This window comes from Pedobacter zeae, assembly GCF_014196715.1.
GTDB classification, from domain to species: Bacteria; Bacteroidota; Bacteroidia; order Sphingobacteriales; family Sphingobacteriaceae; genus Pedobacter; species Pedobacter zeae.
Map to the genome: position 1 here is coordinate 466450 of NZ_JACIEF010000001.1, position 16354 is coordinate 482803.

A 16354-nucleotide genomic window follows, 5' to 3' on the forward strand; every position below is an offset into this window, starting at 1 on the left:
CCTTGCTGCTTTGCTTGGGAGCCCTGAAATGATTTTTGTTGGAGTTGCCGTTTTATTATTGTTCGGTGGCAAAAAAAAAAATTAATAACAGGATCAGGCCAAGGTATAAAAGAATTTAAGGCCCTGCAGGAACAAGAAAAAAAACGAGTTGCTAAAGGATGCTTAATTACTTATGTTTTGGATTGCTATAAACCTGAATAATAGTCATATCCTTGTTCTGCCCAGTAATCTTTGGGTCTCTTATCGCTAAAAGTTATGGTTCCTATCCTTTTCAGATTTTTAATGCCGTACTTAGCGGGTACAATCAGCCTTAAGGGGGCTCCATGCTCGATACTAATTGGTTTACCATTCATTTCATAAGCCAGTAAGGTTTGTGGATGCAGGATACTTTCTCTTTCTAATCCTACATAATATGCACCATTTGGCGTTTCTAAACCCATATATTGTTTTTGAGCTTCTTCCTCGAGTTTAAAATGTGCTAAAAAGTCGCTTAGTTTTACACCTGCCCAGTATTGGATTTCATCCCAGCCCTCTACACATTTAAAATCATAAACAATCTCTGTTTTGGGCAATGCCTTTAACGCTTCAATACTGATGTGCCGGTCTTTTTGGTTTCTAAGCTTTACGGTGAGTTTCCAATTGCTAACATCAAAATCCTCATCATCTTCAATACCAATCAGGCCGTTTACCCTTGGTGTTTTAACAGCATCCGCTATTGGATAAGTTTTAGCCAGGTGTTTGTTGCAGAAGAAATTGCGAAAAAAGAGTTCTGTTTTATTCAGCGCCCTGCGTAACGGAGCGCGGGTACCACCAGTAATGCCAGGCGTTTCTTCTTTAGCATCTAAAAGCCAATTCCAGCCTGTAACTGCACCGGTTCCAAGCGCTGCGAATACCCCAAATGAAATAAAGGTGCGTCGCCTGATCTTCTGCTCAACAGTTAATGGAGCCTTAATCTTGTTTTTATGATTTGCTTTCATCTTTATCTTCGGTTTTTTCAGTTGTTGTGGGGGCTTCTTTAAGTTGAGGCTGTTCTTCTTCCACTTCAAATCCTGCCACTACCGCTCTGAAATTATTCCATCCGGCAAGCAATACCTGGACAATATGGATCAAAAAGAAAAATACATAGCCAATGGTTAAGGTAAAGTGTAGAATCCTGGCGAAATGATAACCGCCACATAACCAGCAAAGCCAGTAAAACTGTACTGGTTTATATATAGCTAAGCCTGTGGCTATTGAACCAATGCCCATCAATATAATGGCCGTATAGGCAATGCGCTGCGCCGCATTATATTTCTTTTGTGGTGGAATGGCTTTACGGATATGGAGATCGTGAAGAAGTACTAGCCATGCTTCTTTAAAAGTATGTTTATTTGGTAAAAGCTCCCGCCAGGCACCCGAAATAACAGTATAAGCGATGTACAGTAAACCATTAATGAAAAAGAACCACATAAAAAGAAAGTGAAATGCCATTCCTTCTGCCAGCCGCCCCGAAATGTGGAAGTAATCGTAAAACCATTCAGGGAAAAATTTAATCAGGCTGAAGCCAAATATTGAAATGCCATAAGCATCATTTGCCCAGTAAATCAAAAGTCCGCTCCAGATCATTACGGCCAGAACCGGAAAATTAACCCAATGTGTCCACCGCATTAAGAGCGAATGTTTTTCTTTAATTACTTTCATGCTGAGATTGTTTATGTACAAGCGCAAGAGGTTATCGCCCGGATTTACGACTTAACTCATGATCTAACAGGTTGCTTAACCTTGTAGCTGCAGTTATCTTACCCGTTTTATTGTTTTGCAAAAAGGCAACCAGTTCAGTAGGCTGTTCCCCATTCACCTGGTTTATTGGTACATTTACTGTACCATTGGTTTTTCCTCCCAGCACTACAGTTTCAATCTGACTTACAATCTGCACATGGCTTAAAATTTTGCCTTTGTTTTCACCCTTTAAAACCCGGTTGCTTGCTTTTGCAATGACCAAAGCCACTGCCAGCGAATAGCCATCGGTCGGTTGATCAGTATGATAATTAAGTATGAGGTTACCATTGCCTGTTTTGCTGGTTGAAATAGCTAATTCTCCCAATGAAGGTTTGGCAAGTGCTGTTTTAATGCTATTGCGAAAGATGTTTTCTTCTGAACCTACAAATTCTCTGCTTCCATTTACCACAACCTGCGGTGTGTAAACGGTTTTAAGGTTAAGCCAATTGGCATATTGGTTCTGTCTGGAAGAAAATGTTGCACTGCTAAAACGATCTTTCCAACCCAGCCTGTCCCAATAATCTACATGAAAGGCCAATAAGTATACAGGCTTATTTTGGTTTTCTTTTTCGATCTGAGCCAATAATACATCGGCAGGAGGGCAGCTAGAACAGCCTTCTGAAGTAAAAAGTTCTACCACTGCAAAACCTGTTCTGGCCTGAGGTTTTGATACAGTTTTATTATCTGCAATAAAGGCAACACTGAGGAGGCTTATTAGCAAAAGGGGTAATGCTATTTTTGTGATCATGATCATCTTTTTAGGCTTAGTCGTTTTCGATGCACAACCCTTACAGAAAAAAATAAAAAAATATGTAAGGATGTTTCTTTTCTCGCGACTAATCAATTAAGCACTATATTTATATAAGATACATCAAAAATGCAAAACGAAACGGACAAAGGCCTTACGGCCAAAAGTCTTCACTCAGACCCGCTTAGCTGGGTTGAAAAATATGCCGATTACCTCTATGGATTTGCCATGTCGAGATTACGGGATGAAGATGTGGCCAAAGATCTGGTGCAGGATACCTTTTTGGCTGGATTGCAGCGTTTAGACCGTTTTGAGGAGAATAGTGAGGAAAAAACGTGGTTAACAGCTATCCTTAAAAATAAGATTACCGATTTTTACCGGAAACGATCTGCCATTAACTTAAAGGTAATAAACGCCGAAGATGAACAGCAGGATTTTTTTGATGCAGAATCAGGGCATTGGACTGAAAAACACTACCCGACAGCATTTGGCTTGGAAGCAGACAATCCCTTGATGATGAAAGAGCTGGGCAGCATATTAAATGAATGTTTAGCCAAACTTCCAGGATTATGGTTCTCGGTATTCTCGATGAAACACATGGACGACCTGGCCTCCGAGCTAATCTGTACCGAACTTAAACTCACTGCAGCTAATTTCTGGGTAATTATGCACCGCACAAAACTTAACCTGAGGGCCTGCCTTCAAAAAAACTGGAACTGATATGACGAGCGCGCTAAAAAATATAATCTATAACTGTAAACAGGCTACTTTTTTGATCGAAAAAAGAATTGCCGGAAAAATTACCGCTGCCGAAACACTACGGTTGCATATACACCTGGCAGGCTGTTCGGTATGCAAAGTTTATCAGCAACAGAGTATACTGATTAACAGGATATTTGTAGGGTTTGAAAACACTGATTTTAAACTGGATGAAGCCTTTAAAAAAACGTTAACGGAGAAGATTGAAAAAGAAATCAATAAAAATTAATTTTTCTTGTAAGGTTTTACTTATTGCTTCGACTAAAGGATAAACAAAACGCATAAAAAACATGAAAAATCAAATTTTAAAATCAGCAGGAAAATTGATTATGGCCGCTTTAGTTGTGGTTAGCCTTTCTTTACCAGGCTTTGCTTCGGTAAACAGTCCTTTACAGGAAAAGATGTCTAAAATGAAACAAGACAAAATGGAGAAGAAAAAAATGGACAAAATGAAAACCGATTCGACGAAAAAAGCCAAAATGGAAAAATCTAAAATGGCTAAAGGAAAAATGTCGAAAAGTAAAATGTAAAAAAACAGGCAGGGAAATTCACTTTTCCCTGCCTGCTGTTAAATTAATATAAAATGAAAAAAATTATACTATTTGTTGGCTTAATGGCTGCATTATCCTTTCAGGTAAAGGCACAACAAGGTTTAAAAGAAGGAGATAAAGCGCCCCTGTTTAATGGAGTAGATCAAAACGGCAAAACGGTGAGTTTGAAAAATGCGCTCAAAACGCACCGTTCGGTGGTACTGTTTTTTTATCGTGGCCAATGGTGCCCATATTGCAACAAACACATTAAAGAACTTCAGGATTCTTTGGGACTGCTAACAGGGAAAGATGCTTATGTTATTGGTGTTACACCTGAAACGAAAGAAAACATTGATAAAACTATCAAAAAAACAAATGCTGGCTTTTCTATCGTTCAGGATAAAGACGATGCAATTATGAAAGCCTATAATGTTAATTTCGTTATGGACGAAGCTACCTTTACCAAATACAAGGGTTACGGGATAAATTTAGAAGATAACAATGGGAATACCCGTCATACCTTACCTGTGCCTGCAACTTATATTATAGATCGTTCAGGTAAAATCAAATATGTTCATTTCGATCCCAACTATCAAAAAAGAGCCTCTGTAAAAGTTTTGCTTTCTAAACTTTAGGCCGATTTAATAAAATATTCTTTAAATACACCCGGCGCTGTTAATGGCGGTGGGTGTTTTTGTTTGGAATAAGCAGTATGAAACCGAAGTGCGGGTAAGAATGGCTTCAGGATTCTTTTTCTATCCGGAATAAATTAAATTTGTAAGAATACCCTAACAGATGCTTTTCCATTTTAAAGATAAATTTCCTCAGTTAAGCCCTTATTGGGATAAATATCTGGAATTTCAGAAACGGATAGAGGTTCCGGCGAAAACCATTTTATTGAAAGAGGGTAATGTATCACAGCATTATTATTATGTTGAAAGAGGTTGTGTACGTGCTGCTTTAAATAAACAAGGTGATGATAAAACCGTACAATTTTTCTTTGAAAAAGAAGGTTTAACATCTTTAGAAAGTTTTCTGAAGAATACCCCAAGTTTATTTACCATCGAAACGATAACACCTTCGGTTATTTATTTGTTGCATAAAACAAAAGTAAATGCTTTAATGACCGAATTGCGTGAGGTGCCGGGGTTTGCAGATGTAATCCTAAATGTTCTTGCCGAGCGGCAGGTGCATTACATGAATGAGTTTGTCTCCTTTATCAGGGATACACCCGAAGAGCGTTATCAAAAACTATTACAGGAGCGGCCACACATTGTACAGCGTGTACCACAACATTATATAGCCTCTTATTTGGGGGTAACCCGGGTGCACTTAAGCCGTATAAAAAGTGCGCTGCTTAAAAAAGCTAATCGGTAACATATGTTATCGTTCTGCATTTCAGCCAAATCTAACTTTGTATCAATAAAATACAAAAAAGATGAAAGCAGCAGTAATATATCAAAAAGGGGAATTACCTCAATACGTAGATTTTGACGAGCCGGTAGCGCAAAACGACCATGAAATATTGGTGCGTGTAAAGGCGGTTGCCATTAAACATTTCGATAAGGGCACAACGGCAGGTACGCATTATTCGAGCGATGCACCAAAAGCAGCGGGCCGTGTGATTGGTGGTGATGGCGTATGTATACTCGAAGATGGAACACGCGTTTATGGGATAGGCGTAAATGGAATGCTGGCGGAAAAAGCAATAATAGAAAAGCGCAGGATGGTGAAATTGCCCGATGGGTTAAGCGATACAACAGCTGCCGCATTGGCCAATGCTGTTATTGGCTCAGCCATGGCCTTAAGGTTTAAAGCCGCTATACAACCCGGAGATGTGGTATTGATTAACGGTGCAACTGGCTTCACCGGAATGGTGGCCGTGCAAATTGCAAAATATTATGGTGCAGCAAAAGTAATTGCAACAGGTAGAAATGTACAAGCACTTCAAAATCTGTTGGCACTTGGGGCAGACGAAATTATCGAGATTAAGCCCGATAACGCTGCATTTTTATTACAGGTAAAACAACAGCATCAGGAAAAACCAATAGACGTGATTATCGATTACCTCTGGGGTACTACCGCTGAACTTTTGTTATCCAGCTTAATGGGGAAGGGGGCGTTTACGAATAAGGTAAGGTTTGTTTCTGTAGGCAGTATGTCTGGCGATCTGATTCAGCTATCGGCCGCTAATTTAAGAAGTGTTGACCTGCAGCTCACCGGTTCGGGACTGGGTAGCTGGAGCAAAGAACAGGTTGGATGGTTATTTACCGAAATATTGCCGCAAATGTTTCAGTTGGCAGCAGATGGCAAATTAAAAATAGAAACCATCGATGTTAAGCTAGCTGACATTTCCAGCCTTTGGGGGCTTGAAGTTAAAGATGGCAAACGTTTAGTGGTAACCATCTAAATGCTAACGGGTATTTAATTAACTTAAATACCCGTTAGCAATATGTCCAATAATTTACTTCCGAGTAAAATCATCCATTAATTTCATGGTAATCCATGCATCTTCACCACTGCATGGATTTGGGCCTTTATCCATAAAGTAATCAACTACCTTTTCAATCATCGGTTGTTGCACATGCGGTAGAGGTTCAAATGCATATTCTTCAGTGGATTGATCAGTTGTAACCTTAATTTTATGGCCAAACATCGGGAAACTGATATGGCCTTTTGAACCATATACTACACAACTATCAGCCTGATCTTGCGGCGCTACAGAGAAACACCAGGTACCGCTGAAAACAACTCCGTTTTTGAAAAGGATATTTCCTGAAACCAGGTCATCTACCCCGGTGTTTTCCTGCTGCCTGGTGGCAATACCCATGGCACTTTTCACGGCACCGAAATAATAAGTCATCAGGTCTAATTGATGGGGAGCCAGGTCATGGAATAAACCACCTCCAGAAATGGCCGGGTTAATCCGCCAATTATCGGCTGTTTTTGCAATAAGCGCAGGATTGGGCGATTGGAGCATTTTTAACCGGACCAAGCGGATATCTCCAATAACATGGGCAGCCAATAGTTCTTTAACTTTTAAGAACATGGGTTGAGCCCGGCGGTAATGGGCTACGCAAAGCTTCACATTTAATTTGTTTGCTGCATTGGTCATGCGTTGAGCAGCTTTGGCATCTAAAGTCATGGGTTTTTCTACATATACCGGCTTGCCGGCTTTTAAAGCCTCAATCGTGTAGGCTTCGTGCTGTAGGGGTGGCGTAGCAATATAAATGGCATTCACTTCAGGGTCGTTAATCAGTTGAGTAGCATTATCATACCATTTAGGTACCTGGTGGCGCCTCGCATAATCAGCAGCTTTAGCACTATCGCGGCGCATTACCGCAACAAGTTTGGAGTGATTTACCTTATTAAAAGCAGGCCCGCTTTTTACTTCTGTTACATCTCCGCAACCAATAATGCCCCATCTTATTTCTTCCATTATACAATCGATTTAAAGAGGTTGAATTTAGAAAATATTGTCAGGAAAAAGGATTGGATTGAAGAAAACTGACGTTTGGGTAAAGAGAGGGAAATGTACAATTTTGTAAAGATCCTTTTTAACCGATTGTTCTCCCAAAATCGAACTTTTCAGAAGGGTGCTTAAGATGATTTGGCTTTATAAACCGCAAGCTACGGCCATTTACCCTCGGTAGTTTATTAATTAAACCAGATTAAGGTGGCGTAATCAGCACGTTATTAGCCTTTTCCGGCACCTTATTAAAAATAATTTATTAAATTGCCTTTATCTATTTTAAATCTATCTTAATGAAAAACTCTATCTCATGCATCATCATTGATGATGATCCTACCGCGATAAATATTTTACAAGATCATATCGCAGAAATGCCAAGGTTAAAAATCCATCGTACCTTCACAAAACCGGTAGAAGCCTTAAGCGAAATTAGCACGGAAAGCAATAAACAGTTAATCTTTTTGGATATCGATATGCCGGCTATGTCAGGTTTACGACTCGCCGATATCCTCAGGCCAAAATCGCACAATATTATTTTTACCACATCCTACCCTGAATTCGCATTGGATGCATTTAAGGTTAGGGCCAAGCATTACCTGTTAAAACCTTTCAATATGGGAGATTTTGCAGAAGTGGTGAATGAAGTACTTTCAGAATACTACGATGCACAACGTCTGGTAAGTGAAAATGAAGAAGCATTTTTCTTACGCACAAATGGTGAACGTGGCAGACTTACCAAAGTACTCAAAAAAGACATCATCTATCTCCAGGGTTCCAACAATCATGTGCACATTTACACACCAACCCATGATTATTCGGTATATATGACCATTAAGGAAATGGAGGAAAAACTCCAGGAAAATGAGCACTTTTACCGCGTTCATAAATCTTACATGATCAACACCACCTTTGTAAAGGAAATTAACGGGCACAAAATCGACCTGGGAAAGTACGAAGTGCTCATGACTCCACAATATAAAGAGGCCTTTATGAATTATATTGAACGCCAAACCCTTGTCTCAAAACGTTTAAGGGATTGACATTCGCAAGTCTGATTGGGTTGTAAGTGTTGTAATCGCTGTAACTGTACTTGTTGTTGGATCAGTTTTTTGAGAGCCTGCATTAGCTGCTTTTTGTGAACGGAAAACAAACATAGTTTTCCGGGTCGATTTTAAGTCTGTAATTCTTTTCATGACCGAAAATTAGCCCTGTCAAAATCAGCTAAAGACTATATTACGTGAAGCAATTGTTGACTGTTGCGAAACCAAATTTTAACTTAAAAAAAAACATGAAAAACTGGTTAAAAAATTATCGATGGCATATTATTGCATGGGCTACCTTTATTCTTTATGAACATATAATCATCTCTCTGGTCCTTGATGTAAACGCTCATATATTAAAATATCTGATTCATTATATTATCAATATAACACTCTTCTATGTTCATGCCGAACTGGTGTTAGGGAAAGGGTTGAAACCAAAAAAACCTGCCTATTTAAGGATAATTATATTGACTATAGTTGAAATTTTTCTGCATACCGTTACCGCATACCTTGCAGACCGCTCCCTGTCAAAAACAATAATACTTTCTATTGGTAAACTGACCGTGATAGATTGGAAATATATGTTTATAACAGCATGGCGGGGAATCTATTTCCTGCTATTCTCAACGGCTTATTATTTCATTAAAAGTTATATTCATCAGAAACAGCGAACGGTAGAATTGGAGAAGGAAGCAATTGAAGAAATGTTAAAGCAAAAGCAAATAACACTTGAGCTGGCCAATGCCAAAAATGCCTATTTGAAGGCACAAATAAATCCACATTTCTTATTTAATACCTTAACTTATATCTATAACAGTACACATAAGAGTGAACCACGTGCAGCAGAAGCAGTGCGCTATCTCTCAAAACTGATGCGTTATGCACTGGAATGCGAACACGGACCGGAAATTATGCCATTGGAAGCTGAGATTCGCCAGGTAGAGAACCTCCTTCAGCTTTGCAGAGTAAAGCAGCCCGACTTATACATAGATTTTATTTACGATCAGAAAACCGAATCTACCGAAGTAATTCCACTGCTTTTACTTACCCTAACCGAAAATATGGTTAAACATGGTAACCTCAGTCAACCCGATGACCCCGGAAAGATTGTTGTAAAGGTGGAGAAAGGGCGGTTTAGTATTCAAACCACTAACCTGATTAACACTGGCCTGAATGATACGGGTTTCCATACAGGCCTTGAAAATATCCGGCAAAGACTGTTTCATACCTATGCAGGCAGGGCAGAGATCTCTTCCGGACCGAAAGGTAATTATTTTGAAGTGTTAATTATAATCAACTTACAGGAGGTCTGTTAATTTAGCATACCACGTTTAGTACTGAAACGCGAACGCGATATGGATTTTAATTAGCCTCCTAATATGCTCGGCATAGCATATACCTCTTCGTCTTAAGGCTCACCTTCAAATATTGGTAAGTTGGATAAACCATTTGTTGAACAGGTTTTCTAAATACTAATATCTTTCCGGGCAATCAAAGCTTGCAATGGCAGGCTATTTCTCATCCCCCCAATTACCGTTTTAGTAATGTTAACAATTAGCTAAAAGTATAAATACGTTTAGTGGCTACCCTCGTAAGCATATGCAGATCAAACGTTTGCGCAGTCTTTTTTATTTTATGTAAATGTAATTATGGATACATTGTATTGACATTTTAAACATACTCAGGTTATGATGTTGAGGTTTAAATTGGCGATTAAACAGTGCTTCAACCAATTATTACCGTAATCCATTAATAGAATACGGCTAGCTATAAACAAATATTTACTAAAACCTAAAAAATGAAAAAAAAATTATTACTCCTTACCGCTTTGGCGATTGTAGGTCTCTCGGCCTGTAAAAAAACGGCTGTATTACAAGAAGAAATTGTAAACAGCAAAAAAAACATGAGTGCTTCCAGCATACAATCTCTCACTCAAACCAATGTTTTTAATGTTACGGAAAAAATTAGTGCATCAATTGAGAGAGATCGCTTAAAAAATGGATACTACTTAACCGATTTTACTGCAACCGGTTTATATATGGCGCCAGGTGCTACTTTAGATATCACCGTAGAACAAACTACCGGAACCCGCCTGCCAAAATTATTAATTGGTACTTATTCTAGATATGGTACCTGGAATACCCAGCCCACGTCCGTACAGTTAACAGCGGGTACCAATACCATTACCAATGCTGTTGGCGGCTTATTATGGATCAGGTACACCAATTCCACAACCGGCTCTACCGCTAAAGTAACTTTTAATAGCGGTTATCAATATGCTCCATATTATAAACTTGGCGTAACCACCAATTCTGACTGGATTAATCAATTACAAACATATACTACTCCTGATGTTGTTTTAGAGGGGACAAATTGCTTTATTGTGGTATCAAGAACTAAGGCGATACAGTACCAGGCAGAAGATCAGAGTGCTATATTGAACAAAATTACACAGGTTATTGCACTAGAGGATGATTTGAACGGCTTAGATAACTCCTTGCCAGCACATGCGAAAAATGTGCATACTTATCTTTTAACGCAGCATGAAGATCCGGCCTATTACTTTTTTGCTTACGATTACCGCACGGCCTATATCACCTCAGATGTTAATGCAATTTTAACATTAAGCGCGGTGGGTACCAATGGCTGGGGCTTATGGCACGAATTGGGTCACCAACACCAAATGATGTGGCGCTGGGGTGCTCTGGGTGAGGTTTCGGTAAATCTTTACAGTTTATATGTGCAGCGTACCCTTACCCCTTCAATCAACAGGTTGGTAAACGATGGTGTGTGGCCAAAAGCTTTTACCTATTTAGGAAAACCTGCAGGCACCAAAGATTATAACGGATCAACAAGTTATGCCAATCCCTTAACCGATCTGTTTATCAGGCTATGTATGTTTCAACAACTAACCTTAGCCTATGGCGATAATTTTTATAGAACCCTGGCAAAGGATATGCGTGTTGAAAACCCAACCTTGGCTAATGACGATGCCAGGATGCGTTATTTCATGCTGAAGGCTTGTAGTATATCGGGTAAAAACCTGAGTACTTTCTTCCAAAAATGGGGATTGAATTTATCTACTTCGGCAGCCACAACTCAAATATACGCAGACATGGCAGCATTAGGTTTGCCAGCACCGAGCACTGATCCCTCCACCTTGCAAGACAATGTTGCGCCTTTAACCGAATTAAGTAAAACCGGCTGGAGCATAAACGCTTTCAGCTCTGAAGAAACCAGCGGCGAAGGCGCTGTCAATGGCAGGGCTGCTACTTTAATTGACGGTAGCTACAGTACGTTCTGGCACTCACGCTGGACTACCTCAGCAACAAGTTATCCGCACCAGGTTGTGATTGATTTAGGGTCTTCGAAATCGGCAAAGGGATTAAGCTTAGTGCAGCGAAGTGGTTTAAGTCGTGCGATTAAAAACTTTGAGGTTTTAACAAGTACCGATAATATAAATTTCGTATCGGTAAACAATTATGTAGCTCAAAATGCTGATGGAGTACAATATTTTGCATTTGGCAGCACCAAAACATTAAGATACCTAAAAGTTATTATGAACACTGCACAGGATGGTTTGCAGTTTGCATCGCTGGCAGAACTCGGATTATACAACTAACGATTTGATAAAAAGGGGGCCAATAGGTGGCCCTCTTTTTATTTACAGCCGTACACATTATCTTTTTGATTTTATTCACAACCGAAAAAATGTGATGAGTATAACGGAAACAGTATGATCATGATGCAGACCAATCATTTTTGACTTACAGGTTATTTACCTCAAAACCACGGTAACTAAGCATTTCGGCATTATGCGAAACAGTTAAGCGAAGTTTTAATCTGGCTATAATTTCTCTGGCCTGGGCAATATTCCTATGTATATCATTTATTCCCCTGATTTCGATTCCACCCGGCATGAGTTTAAATTTACTGGGTTCAAATTTATCGATAAACTGCTGTAGATCTTTGCTAACTTTTATCTGGCTGTTTTGCATAATTAATTATTAATTCTTTGCTCGCAAAGCAACATAAAGCGTTTTAAATTATGAGTGGTTTCATATTAACTTATTAAGAAATGTTAGTAAGGACTTTCTTAAATTTTATCCATACGGAAGATCGGCATTAAACTCAATCCAGGTACACAAACATGATGTTCGCTTAACTTTCTGATGACATGTCATCTATAATTTTGCTTTCAAAGAGCGATCATGCGTACATTAAAAAGATTAACCAAACTAAATTATTATTTTTTTTCTGCGCTGGTAATACTACTGTTGGCAATCATTTTTAATTTTAGTTTTTCAAAAACAGAGGGCTTCATTTTACTGAATCGCTTTCATGCCAAATGGCTCGATATTTTTTTTAAGTACCTCACTAATCTTGGCGATGGTTTGACCAGTATTCTGGCAGTAATTATTTTGCTTACTATAAGGAAAAAGAAAAAAGCCTTTACCGTAGCCCTTGCTTATATCTATTCAGGATTACTGGTTCAGGCCGCTAAAAGAATATTTCACATGCCGCGGCCAAAATATTTCTTTGAGCAGACTTTGTTTCAGTATACCCATTTTGTTGAAGGCGTAAACATGCACGATCAGAATTCTTTTCCTTCAGGTCATACCGCGTCAGCTTTTGCCTTAGCCACAGCATTGGTTCTCGTTTTCAAGAAAAAAGAAATCTCCTTTTATTGTTTATTCTTTGCTTTTTTAATTGGCTACTCACGCATATACCTGGCGCAACATTTTCTTGTTGATGTAATTTTTGGAGCAGTAGCCGGTATAAGCTGTGCAATTTTAAGCTATCATCAAGTATACGACCTTAAACTGTTCAGGTCGGCAAAGCTTAACAGAAGGTACAAACAGCTTAAAGTTACTGGTCAGGCTAATCCCATTTAAGTGAAAGAAATTCCGGTTAAACTTTGGCTTTTTATAATGGCGATGACGGCGGTCAAACTGATCATCGCCTCAGCAACAGCACTCGGAAACGATGAGGTATACTACTGGACATATGCTTTAAACCTGCAATGGAACTATTTTGATCATCCTCCATTTGTAGCATGGTTAATCAGAACAACAACAGCAAACCTGCATTTTCATAGCGAATTGGCTGTTCGGCTGGGAGCCATACTATCATCTGCAATCGGTACAATAATCGTATATAAAATAGGTAAATTACTCCTCAATGCCCGTGTGGGTTGGCTTGCCGTATGCCTTTATTCTTCATCTTTTTACTGCAGCGTTATAGCTGGGGTATTTATTTTACCGGATAGCCCTCAAATGGTGTTTTGGTTGTGGGGCATCTTTTTATTATTAAAAATCACAAAATCGGTTCCACTCGGTCTGCCCACACTACACCTTTGGTGTTGGTTCGGTGTTGCATCAGGTCTTTGTATGATGTGTAAGATTCACGGCGTCTATTTATGGGTAGGCATTATCATGTTTGCACTGTTTGGTAATAAAAAATTATTGGTGCAAAAAGGCATGTATGTTTCCATGTTAATTAGTTTGATGATTATATCTCCATTTATGATCTGGAACATCAAACATCATTTTATTACTTATACCTATCATAGTAACCGGGTTAGCTTGTTCCATGCCGGTATAAACCCGCTGGCTTTTGCGAGAGAAATTAGCGGACAAATATTTTACAACAACCCTGTTATTTTTTTCCTGGCCTGGATGGCAGTTGTTAGCTTCATCAAAACCAAACATTTTTTTCTTAAAAGTGAAATACAACTGCTACTATATTGTGCGCTTCCTCTTATTGCTACGTTGATTTTTCTTTCAATTTTCAGGGATACATTGCCGCATTGGTCTGGCCCGGCATATGCCTGTTTAATATTTGTTTCTGCATTGAAACTGGAGTCTTTTACACGATCAAGGTCAAAAGCAATTGTAAGCGCCAGCCTGTTTTTTTACCTGTTTGTGGTATGCGCCGGCCTGATTATAATCAATTTTTACAAGGGTACTTTTTCGCATCAAAAAGATCCAATGAGGTTAGGTGCCGGTGATCCGACATTAGACCTATATGGCTGGAAAGAAACCGGAAGGCTGATTGACTCCGTTTACCGCGTGGATAAATCATCAGAAAAGAATAAAACAGCCAAAACCATCGTGATTACCAAGTGGTTTCCTGCAGCCCATTTAGATTTTTATGTTTGTAACAGAACAGGCCTGCAAACCTATGGCCTTGGAGAAATGTTCGATCTTCACCAATATTATTGGTCGAACCAAACCAAACAGAAGTTAACTACGGGCGACAATGCCTATTATATTGTACCTTCTAATCTTTACGATGAAAACAGTATGAACTTTATCAAATCTCAATTTAAAAATTGTAAACCAGCAATTATGGCACCTATTTTAAGAAACGGTGTTGCCTGCAAAAACATCTTATTGTTTAAATTAAGTGGCTACAAAAGATAAGGTAATATTATCTCATTTATAAGCAATTATGGCATATGGATGATTGCACTTGAATTAAAAATGCAATAAATTAGCTTAAAAATAAAGCCGATACCAATAATGCCCAATAACAAAGTATACCTGCTAAGCACGCTGTTCCTTGCCATTTTATTATGCTCTATATCTTCAATGGGGCAAATTGTACTCCAGGATAAAAAATATCATGTAGAAACCAGGACATTTTCGCAAACTGACTCAGGTGCGCTGAAATTAGATGTTTATTATAGTGGTAAAATCACAGATACTAAACCGACCGTGCTTTTTGTATTTGGTGGCGGCTTTGTAATGGGCCGCAGAGACAGCAAGTTGTTCGATCAATACTTTAACACTTTAATAGCACACAACTATAAAGTGGTATCTGTTGATTACAGATTAGGGCTTAAGGGGAAAAAATTTCCCAGTCCGTTTAATACTTCCAACTTAAAAGCAGCGATAGATACGGCTACCAGTGATGTTTTCAGTGCAACAGATTACCTGATCAGAAATGCTAAAGAACTCGGTATCGATACCGCTATGATTATCTTATCGGGTTCAAGTGCGGGCGCCATTACAGCACTGCACGCCGATTACAACAAGCGTAATGCAACAGCCTTATCGGCTAAGCTTCCCCAGCGTTTTCAGTACAAAGGAGTAATTTCTTTTGCGGGGGCGATATTAAGTTATCATGGCGCTCCAAAATACGCCACAACGCCAGCACCTACCATGTTTTTCCATGGTACTGCCGATAAACTTGTACCCTACAACAAAGTGAGGTTACTGAACAGGGGCTTTTTTGGTTCCAAATACCTTGTACGCACCTTCAAAAAAAACGGATATCCTTATTACTTTCAGTATGTACAGGACATGGGGCACGAAATAGCTGGTTCACCCATGGTTGAAAACCTGCCTGATATTTTGTGGTTTATAGAAAACTACATTATTAAAAAAAAGCATTACTTTATGGAAGTAAACTTTAAAGATGCCGATAAAAAAACCACTTTTAGTATACCACCCGCTTTGAAAAAGAGGTAACCAAACCTTGTTCTCATTATTTTTAGTTCGGAACGGCTATAATTAAAATTGCAGCCAGATATGACTGAGGGTTCCTGGTAAATGATAGTGAATGCTTTTTACCTTAAGCCCTAATCTTAACGGATTAGTTTTCATGCCATCAGGCCTCACCGGAGAGTATCCTTTCAATCTCCTTCATCATCTGTTCAGCTAAACGTTGTTTGGTTTGTACTTTCGATAAGTAGGCATCAGCAAATGTTACTTCAAGTTCATCCATAATAAACGCATATTTTGCCTTGAGCTCAATGAGGTCAATCTGAAGCTTATTTGAAAGATTTTGCATGCTGCAAAGTTAAAAAAGGAAGGCCATAATTTTGGACTCAGGTTTTATTTTTCTTTTTAAAAATAAACAAAACCGTTAAAACAATCTCCTGATTATTTCGTTTATATATCGATTCCGGCGTGGTTTCCGGAATAGTTTGTTTGGTTAGTTGATTAGGGATCACTCCTCAGGTGTATCCCTTTTCTTTTGTGCTTAGTTTTTTGGTCCCATCTTCGGGCTCACCTGATGCCACAAGCACCGCTTCATT

18 protein-coding genes are annotated in these 16354 nt (G+C 39.0%); 12 read left to right on the forward strand and 6 right to left on the reverse strand.

Features of this window, described 5'->3' with window-relative positions; translation table 11 throughout:
- Positions 1-185 precede the first annotated feature (185 nt).
- Genes GGQ60_RS01845 through GGQ60_RS01855 form a run of 3 tightly spaced genes read right to left on the reverse strand, consistent with a single transcriptional unit; the run spans position 186 to position 2506 of the window.
- Positions 186-977, reverse strand: a complete 792-nt coding sequence (locus tag GGQ60_RS01845; RefSeq protein ID WP_183759692.1) for a molybdopterin-dependent oxidoreductase — start codon at positions 975-977, stop codon at positions 186-188.
- Complete coding sequence (locus GGQ60_RS01850; RefSeq protein WP_183759693.1) at positions 961-1680, reverse strand: cytochrome b/b6 domain-containing protein; 720 nt, start codon at positions 1678-1680, stop codon at positions 961-963. Before GGQ60_RS01850 ends, GGQ60_RS01845 begins: the two co-directional genes overlap by 17 nt.
- A 31-nt stretch (positions 1681-1711) precedes the next feature.
- On the reverse strand, positions 1712-2506 hold the full coding sequence (locus GGQ60_RS01855) for a DUF1223 domain-containing protein (protein ID WP_183759694.1): 795 nt from the start codon (positions 2504-2506) through the stop codon (positions 1712-1714).
- Positions 2507-2635: 129 nt separating this feature from the next.
- On the opposite strand from GGQ60_RS01855, the gene GGQ60_RS01860 reads away from it, so the two are divergent.
- The 6 genes from GGQ60_RS01860 to GGQ60_RS01885 all read left to right on the forward strand — a co-directional run bounded on the left by GGQ60_RS01860 (position 2636) and on the right by GGQ60_RS01885 (position 6205).
- Positions 2636-3226 carry a sigma-70 family RNA polymerase sigma factor gene (locus GGQ60_RS01860; RefSeq protein ID WP_183759695.1) on the forward strand — a complete coding sequence of 197 codons (591 nt, stop codon included), beginning with the start codon at positions 2636-2638 and terminating at the stop codon, positions 3224-3226.
- Between the two features lies 1 nt (position 3227).
- Positions 3228-3494 (forward strand): zf-HC2 domain-containing protein, encoded by a 267-nt coding sequence (locus tag GGQ60_RS01865; RefSeq protein ID WP_183759696.1) that lies wholly within the window; start codon positions 3228-3230, stop codon positions 3492-3494.
- A gap of 61 nt (positions 3495-3555) precedes the next feature.
- The gene (locus GGQ60_RS01870) at positions 3556-3795 is read left to right on the forward strand and encodes a hypothetical protein (RefSeq protein WP_183759697.1); all 240 of its coding nucleotides are present in this window, start codon (positions 3556-3558) and stop codon (positions 3793-3795) included.
- A 53-nt stretch (positions 3796-3848) separates the two neighbouring features.
- Positions 3849-4430 carry a peroxiredoxin family protein gene (locus GGQ60_RS01875; protein WP_183759698.1) on the forward strand — a complete coding sequence of 194 codons (582 nt, stop codon included), beginning with the start codon at positions 3849-3851 and terminating at the stop codon, positions 4428-4430.
- A gap of 160 nt (positions 4431-4590) precedes the next feature.
- Positions 4591-5172: a Crp/Fnr family transcriptional regulator gene (locus GGQ60_RS01880; RefSeq protein ID WP_183759699.1), complete on the forward strand. Its 582-nt coding sequence runs from the start codon at positions 4591-4593 to the stop codon at positions 5170-5172.
- A gap of 61 nt (positions 5173-5233) precedes the next feature.
- Positions 5234-6205, forward strand: a complete 972-nt coding sequence (locus GGQ60_RS01885; RefSeq protein ID WP_183759700.1) for a quinone oxidoreductase family protein — start codon at positions 5234-5236, stop codon at positions 6203-6205.
- Positions 6206-6259: 54 nt separating this feature from the next.
- Here GGQ60_RS01885 and GGQ60_RS01890 read toward each other — a convergent pair whose 3' ends face one another.
- Entirely contained in the window at positions 6260-7234 is a 975-nt protein-coding gene (locus GGQ60_RS01890; RefSeq protein ID WP_183759701.1) for a Gfo/Idh/MocA family protein, read from the reverse strand.
- A gap of 326 nt (positions 7235-7560) precedes the next feature.
- Here GGQ60_RS01890 and GGQ60_RS01895 point away from each other — a divergent pair, with 326 nt between their 5' ends.
- The 3 genes from GGQ60_RS01895 to GGQ60_RS01905 all read left to right on the forward strand — a co-directional run bounded on the left by GGQ60_RS01895 (position 7561) and on the right by GGQ60_RS01905 (position 11932).
- Positions 7561-8307 carry a LytR/AlgR family response regulator transcription factor gene (locus tag GGQ60_RS01895; protein ID WP_183759702.1) on the forward strand — a complete coding sequence of 249 codons (747 nt, stop codon included), beginning with the start codon at positions 7561-7563 and terminating at the stop codon, positions 8305-8307.
- A gap of 248 nt (positions 8308-8555) precedes the next feature.
- Positions 8556-9626 (forward strand): sensor histidine kinase, encoded by a 1071-nt coding sequence (locus tag GGQ60_RS01900; protein ID WP_183759703.1) that lies wholly within the window; start codon positions 8556-8558, stop codon positions 9624-9626.
- Between the two features lie 482 nt (positions 9627-10108).
- A complete protein-coding gene (locus GGQ60_RS01905; protein WP_183759704.1) occupies positions 10109-11932 on the forward strand; it encodes a M60 family metallopeptidase in 1824 nt (607 codons plus the stop codon).
- A gap of 145 nt (positions 11933-12077) precedes the next feature.
- Here GGQ60_RS01905 and GGQ60_RS01910 read toward each other — a convergent pair whose 3' ends face one another.
- Entirely contained in the window at positions 12078-12308 is a 231-nt protein-coding gene (locus GGQ60_RS01910) for a hypothetical protein (protein ID WP_183759705.1), read from the reverse strand.
- A 213-nt stretch (positions 12309-12521) separates the two neighbouring features.
- Between GGQ60_RS01910 and GGQ60_RS01915 the strand changes: the two genes are divergently transcribed.
- The 3 genes from GGQ60_RS01915 (at position 12522) to GGQ60_RS01925 (ending at position 15785) form a co-directional block, all read left to right on the forward strand.
- Positions 12522-13205 carry a phosphatase PAP2 family protein gene (locus GGQ60_RS01915; RefSeq protein WP_183759706.1) on the forward strand — a complete coding sequence of 228 codons (684 nt, stop codon included), beginning with the start codon at positions 12522-12524 and terminating at the stop codon, positions 13203-13205.
- A 36-nt stretch (positions 13206-13241) separates the two neighbouring features.
- Positions 13242-14735, forward strand: a complete 1494-nt coding sequence (locus GGQ60_RS01920) for an ArnT family glycosyltransferase (protein ID WP_183759707.1) — start codon at positions 13242-13244, stop codon at positions 14733-14735.
- A gap of 99 nt (positions 14736-14834) precedes the next feature.
- On the forward strand, positions 14835-15785 hold the full coding sequence (locus GGQ60_RS01925) for an alpha/beta hydrolase (RefSeq protein ID WP_183759708.1): 951 nt from the start codon (positions 14835-14837) through the stop codon (positions 15783-15785).
- 139 nt (positions 15786-15924) lie between these two features.
- Here GGQ60_RS01925 and GGQ60_RS01930 read toward each other — a convergent pair whose 3' ends face one another.
- Entirely contained in the window at positions 15925-16107 is a 183-nt protein-coding gene (locus tag GGQ60_RS01930; RefSeq protein WP_183759709.1) for a hypothetical protein, read from the reverse strand.
- Between the last annotated feature and the right edge of the window lie 247 nt (positions 16108-16354).

Bases quoted from the DNA above. Each gene is read 5' to 3' on its own strand.
- GGQ60_RS01870 (WP_183759697.1), top strand. From the start codon at position 3,556: ATGAAAAATCAAATTTTAAAATCAGCAGGAAAATTGATTATGGCCGCT.
- GGQ60_RS01925 (WP_183759708.1), top strand. From the start codon at position 14,835: ATGCCCAATAACAAAGTATACCTGCTAAGCACGCTGTTCCTTGCCATT.
- GGQ60_RS01910 (WP_183759705.1), bottom strand. From the start codon at position 12,308: ATGCAAAACAGCCAGATAAAAGTTAGCAAAGATCTACAGCAGTTTATC.
- GGQ60_RS01895 (WP_183759702.1), top strand. From the start codon at position 7,561: ATGAAAAACTCTATCTCATGCATCATCATTGATGATGATCCTACCGCG.
- GGQ60_RS01920 (WP_183759707.1), top strand. From the start codon at position 13,242: ATGGCGATGACGGCGGTCAAACTGATCATCGCCTCAGCAACAGCACTC.
- GGQ60_RS01860 (WP_183759695.1), top strand. From the start codon at position 2,636: ATGCAAAACGAAACGGACAAAGGCCTTACGGCCAAAAGTCTTCACTCA.
- GGQ60_RS01880 (WP_183759699.1), top strand. From the start codon at position 4,591: ATGCTTTTCCATTTTAAAGATAAATTTCCTCAGTTAAGCCCTTATTGG.
- GGQ60_RS01890 (WP_183759701.1), bottom strand. From the start codon at position 7,234: ATGGAAGAAATAAGATGGGGCATTATTGGTTGCGGAGATGTAACAGAA.
- GGQ60_RS01855 (WP_183759694.1), bottom strand. From the start codon at position 2,506: ATGATCACAAAAATAGCATTACCCCTTTTGCTAATAAGCCTCCTCAGT.
- GGQ60_RS01900 (WP_183759703.1), top strand. From the start codon at position 8,556: ATGAAAAACTGGTTAAAAAATTATCGATGGCATATTATTGCATGGGCT.
- GGQ60_RS01930 (WP_183759709.1), bottom strand. From the start codon at position 16,107: ATGCAAAATCTTTCAAATAAGCTTCAGATTGACCTCATTGAGCTCAAG.
- GGQ60_RS01915 (WP_183759706.1), top strand. From the start codon at position 12,522: ATGCGTACATTAAAAAGATTAACCAAACTAAATTATTATTTTTTTTCT.
- GGQ60_RS01905 (WP_183759704.1), top strand. From the start codon at position 10,109: ATGAAAAAAAAATTATTACTCCTTACCGCTTTGGCGATTGTAGGTCTC.
- GGQ60_RS01865 (WP_183759696.1), top strand. From the start codon at position 3,228: ATGACGAGCGCGCTAAAAAATATAATCTATAACTGTAAACAGGCTACT.
- GGQ60_RS01875 (WP_183759698.1), top strand. From the start codon at position 3,849: ATGAAAAAAATTATACTATTTGTTGGCTTAATGGCTGCATTATCCTTT.
- GGQ60_RS01885 (WP_183759700.1), top strand. From the start codon at position 5,234: ATGAAAGCAGCAGTAATATATCAAAAAGGGGAATTACCTCAATACGTA.
- GGQ60_RS01850 (WP_183759693.1), bottom strand. From the start codon at position 1,680: ATGAAAGTAATTAAAGAAAAACATTCGCTCTTAATGCGGTGGACACAT.
- GGQ60_RS01845 (WP_183759692.1), bottom strand. From the start codon at position 977: ATGAAAGCAAATCATAAAAACAAGATTAAGGCTCCATTAACTGTTGAG.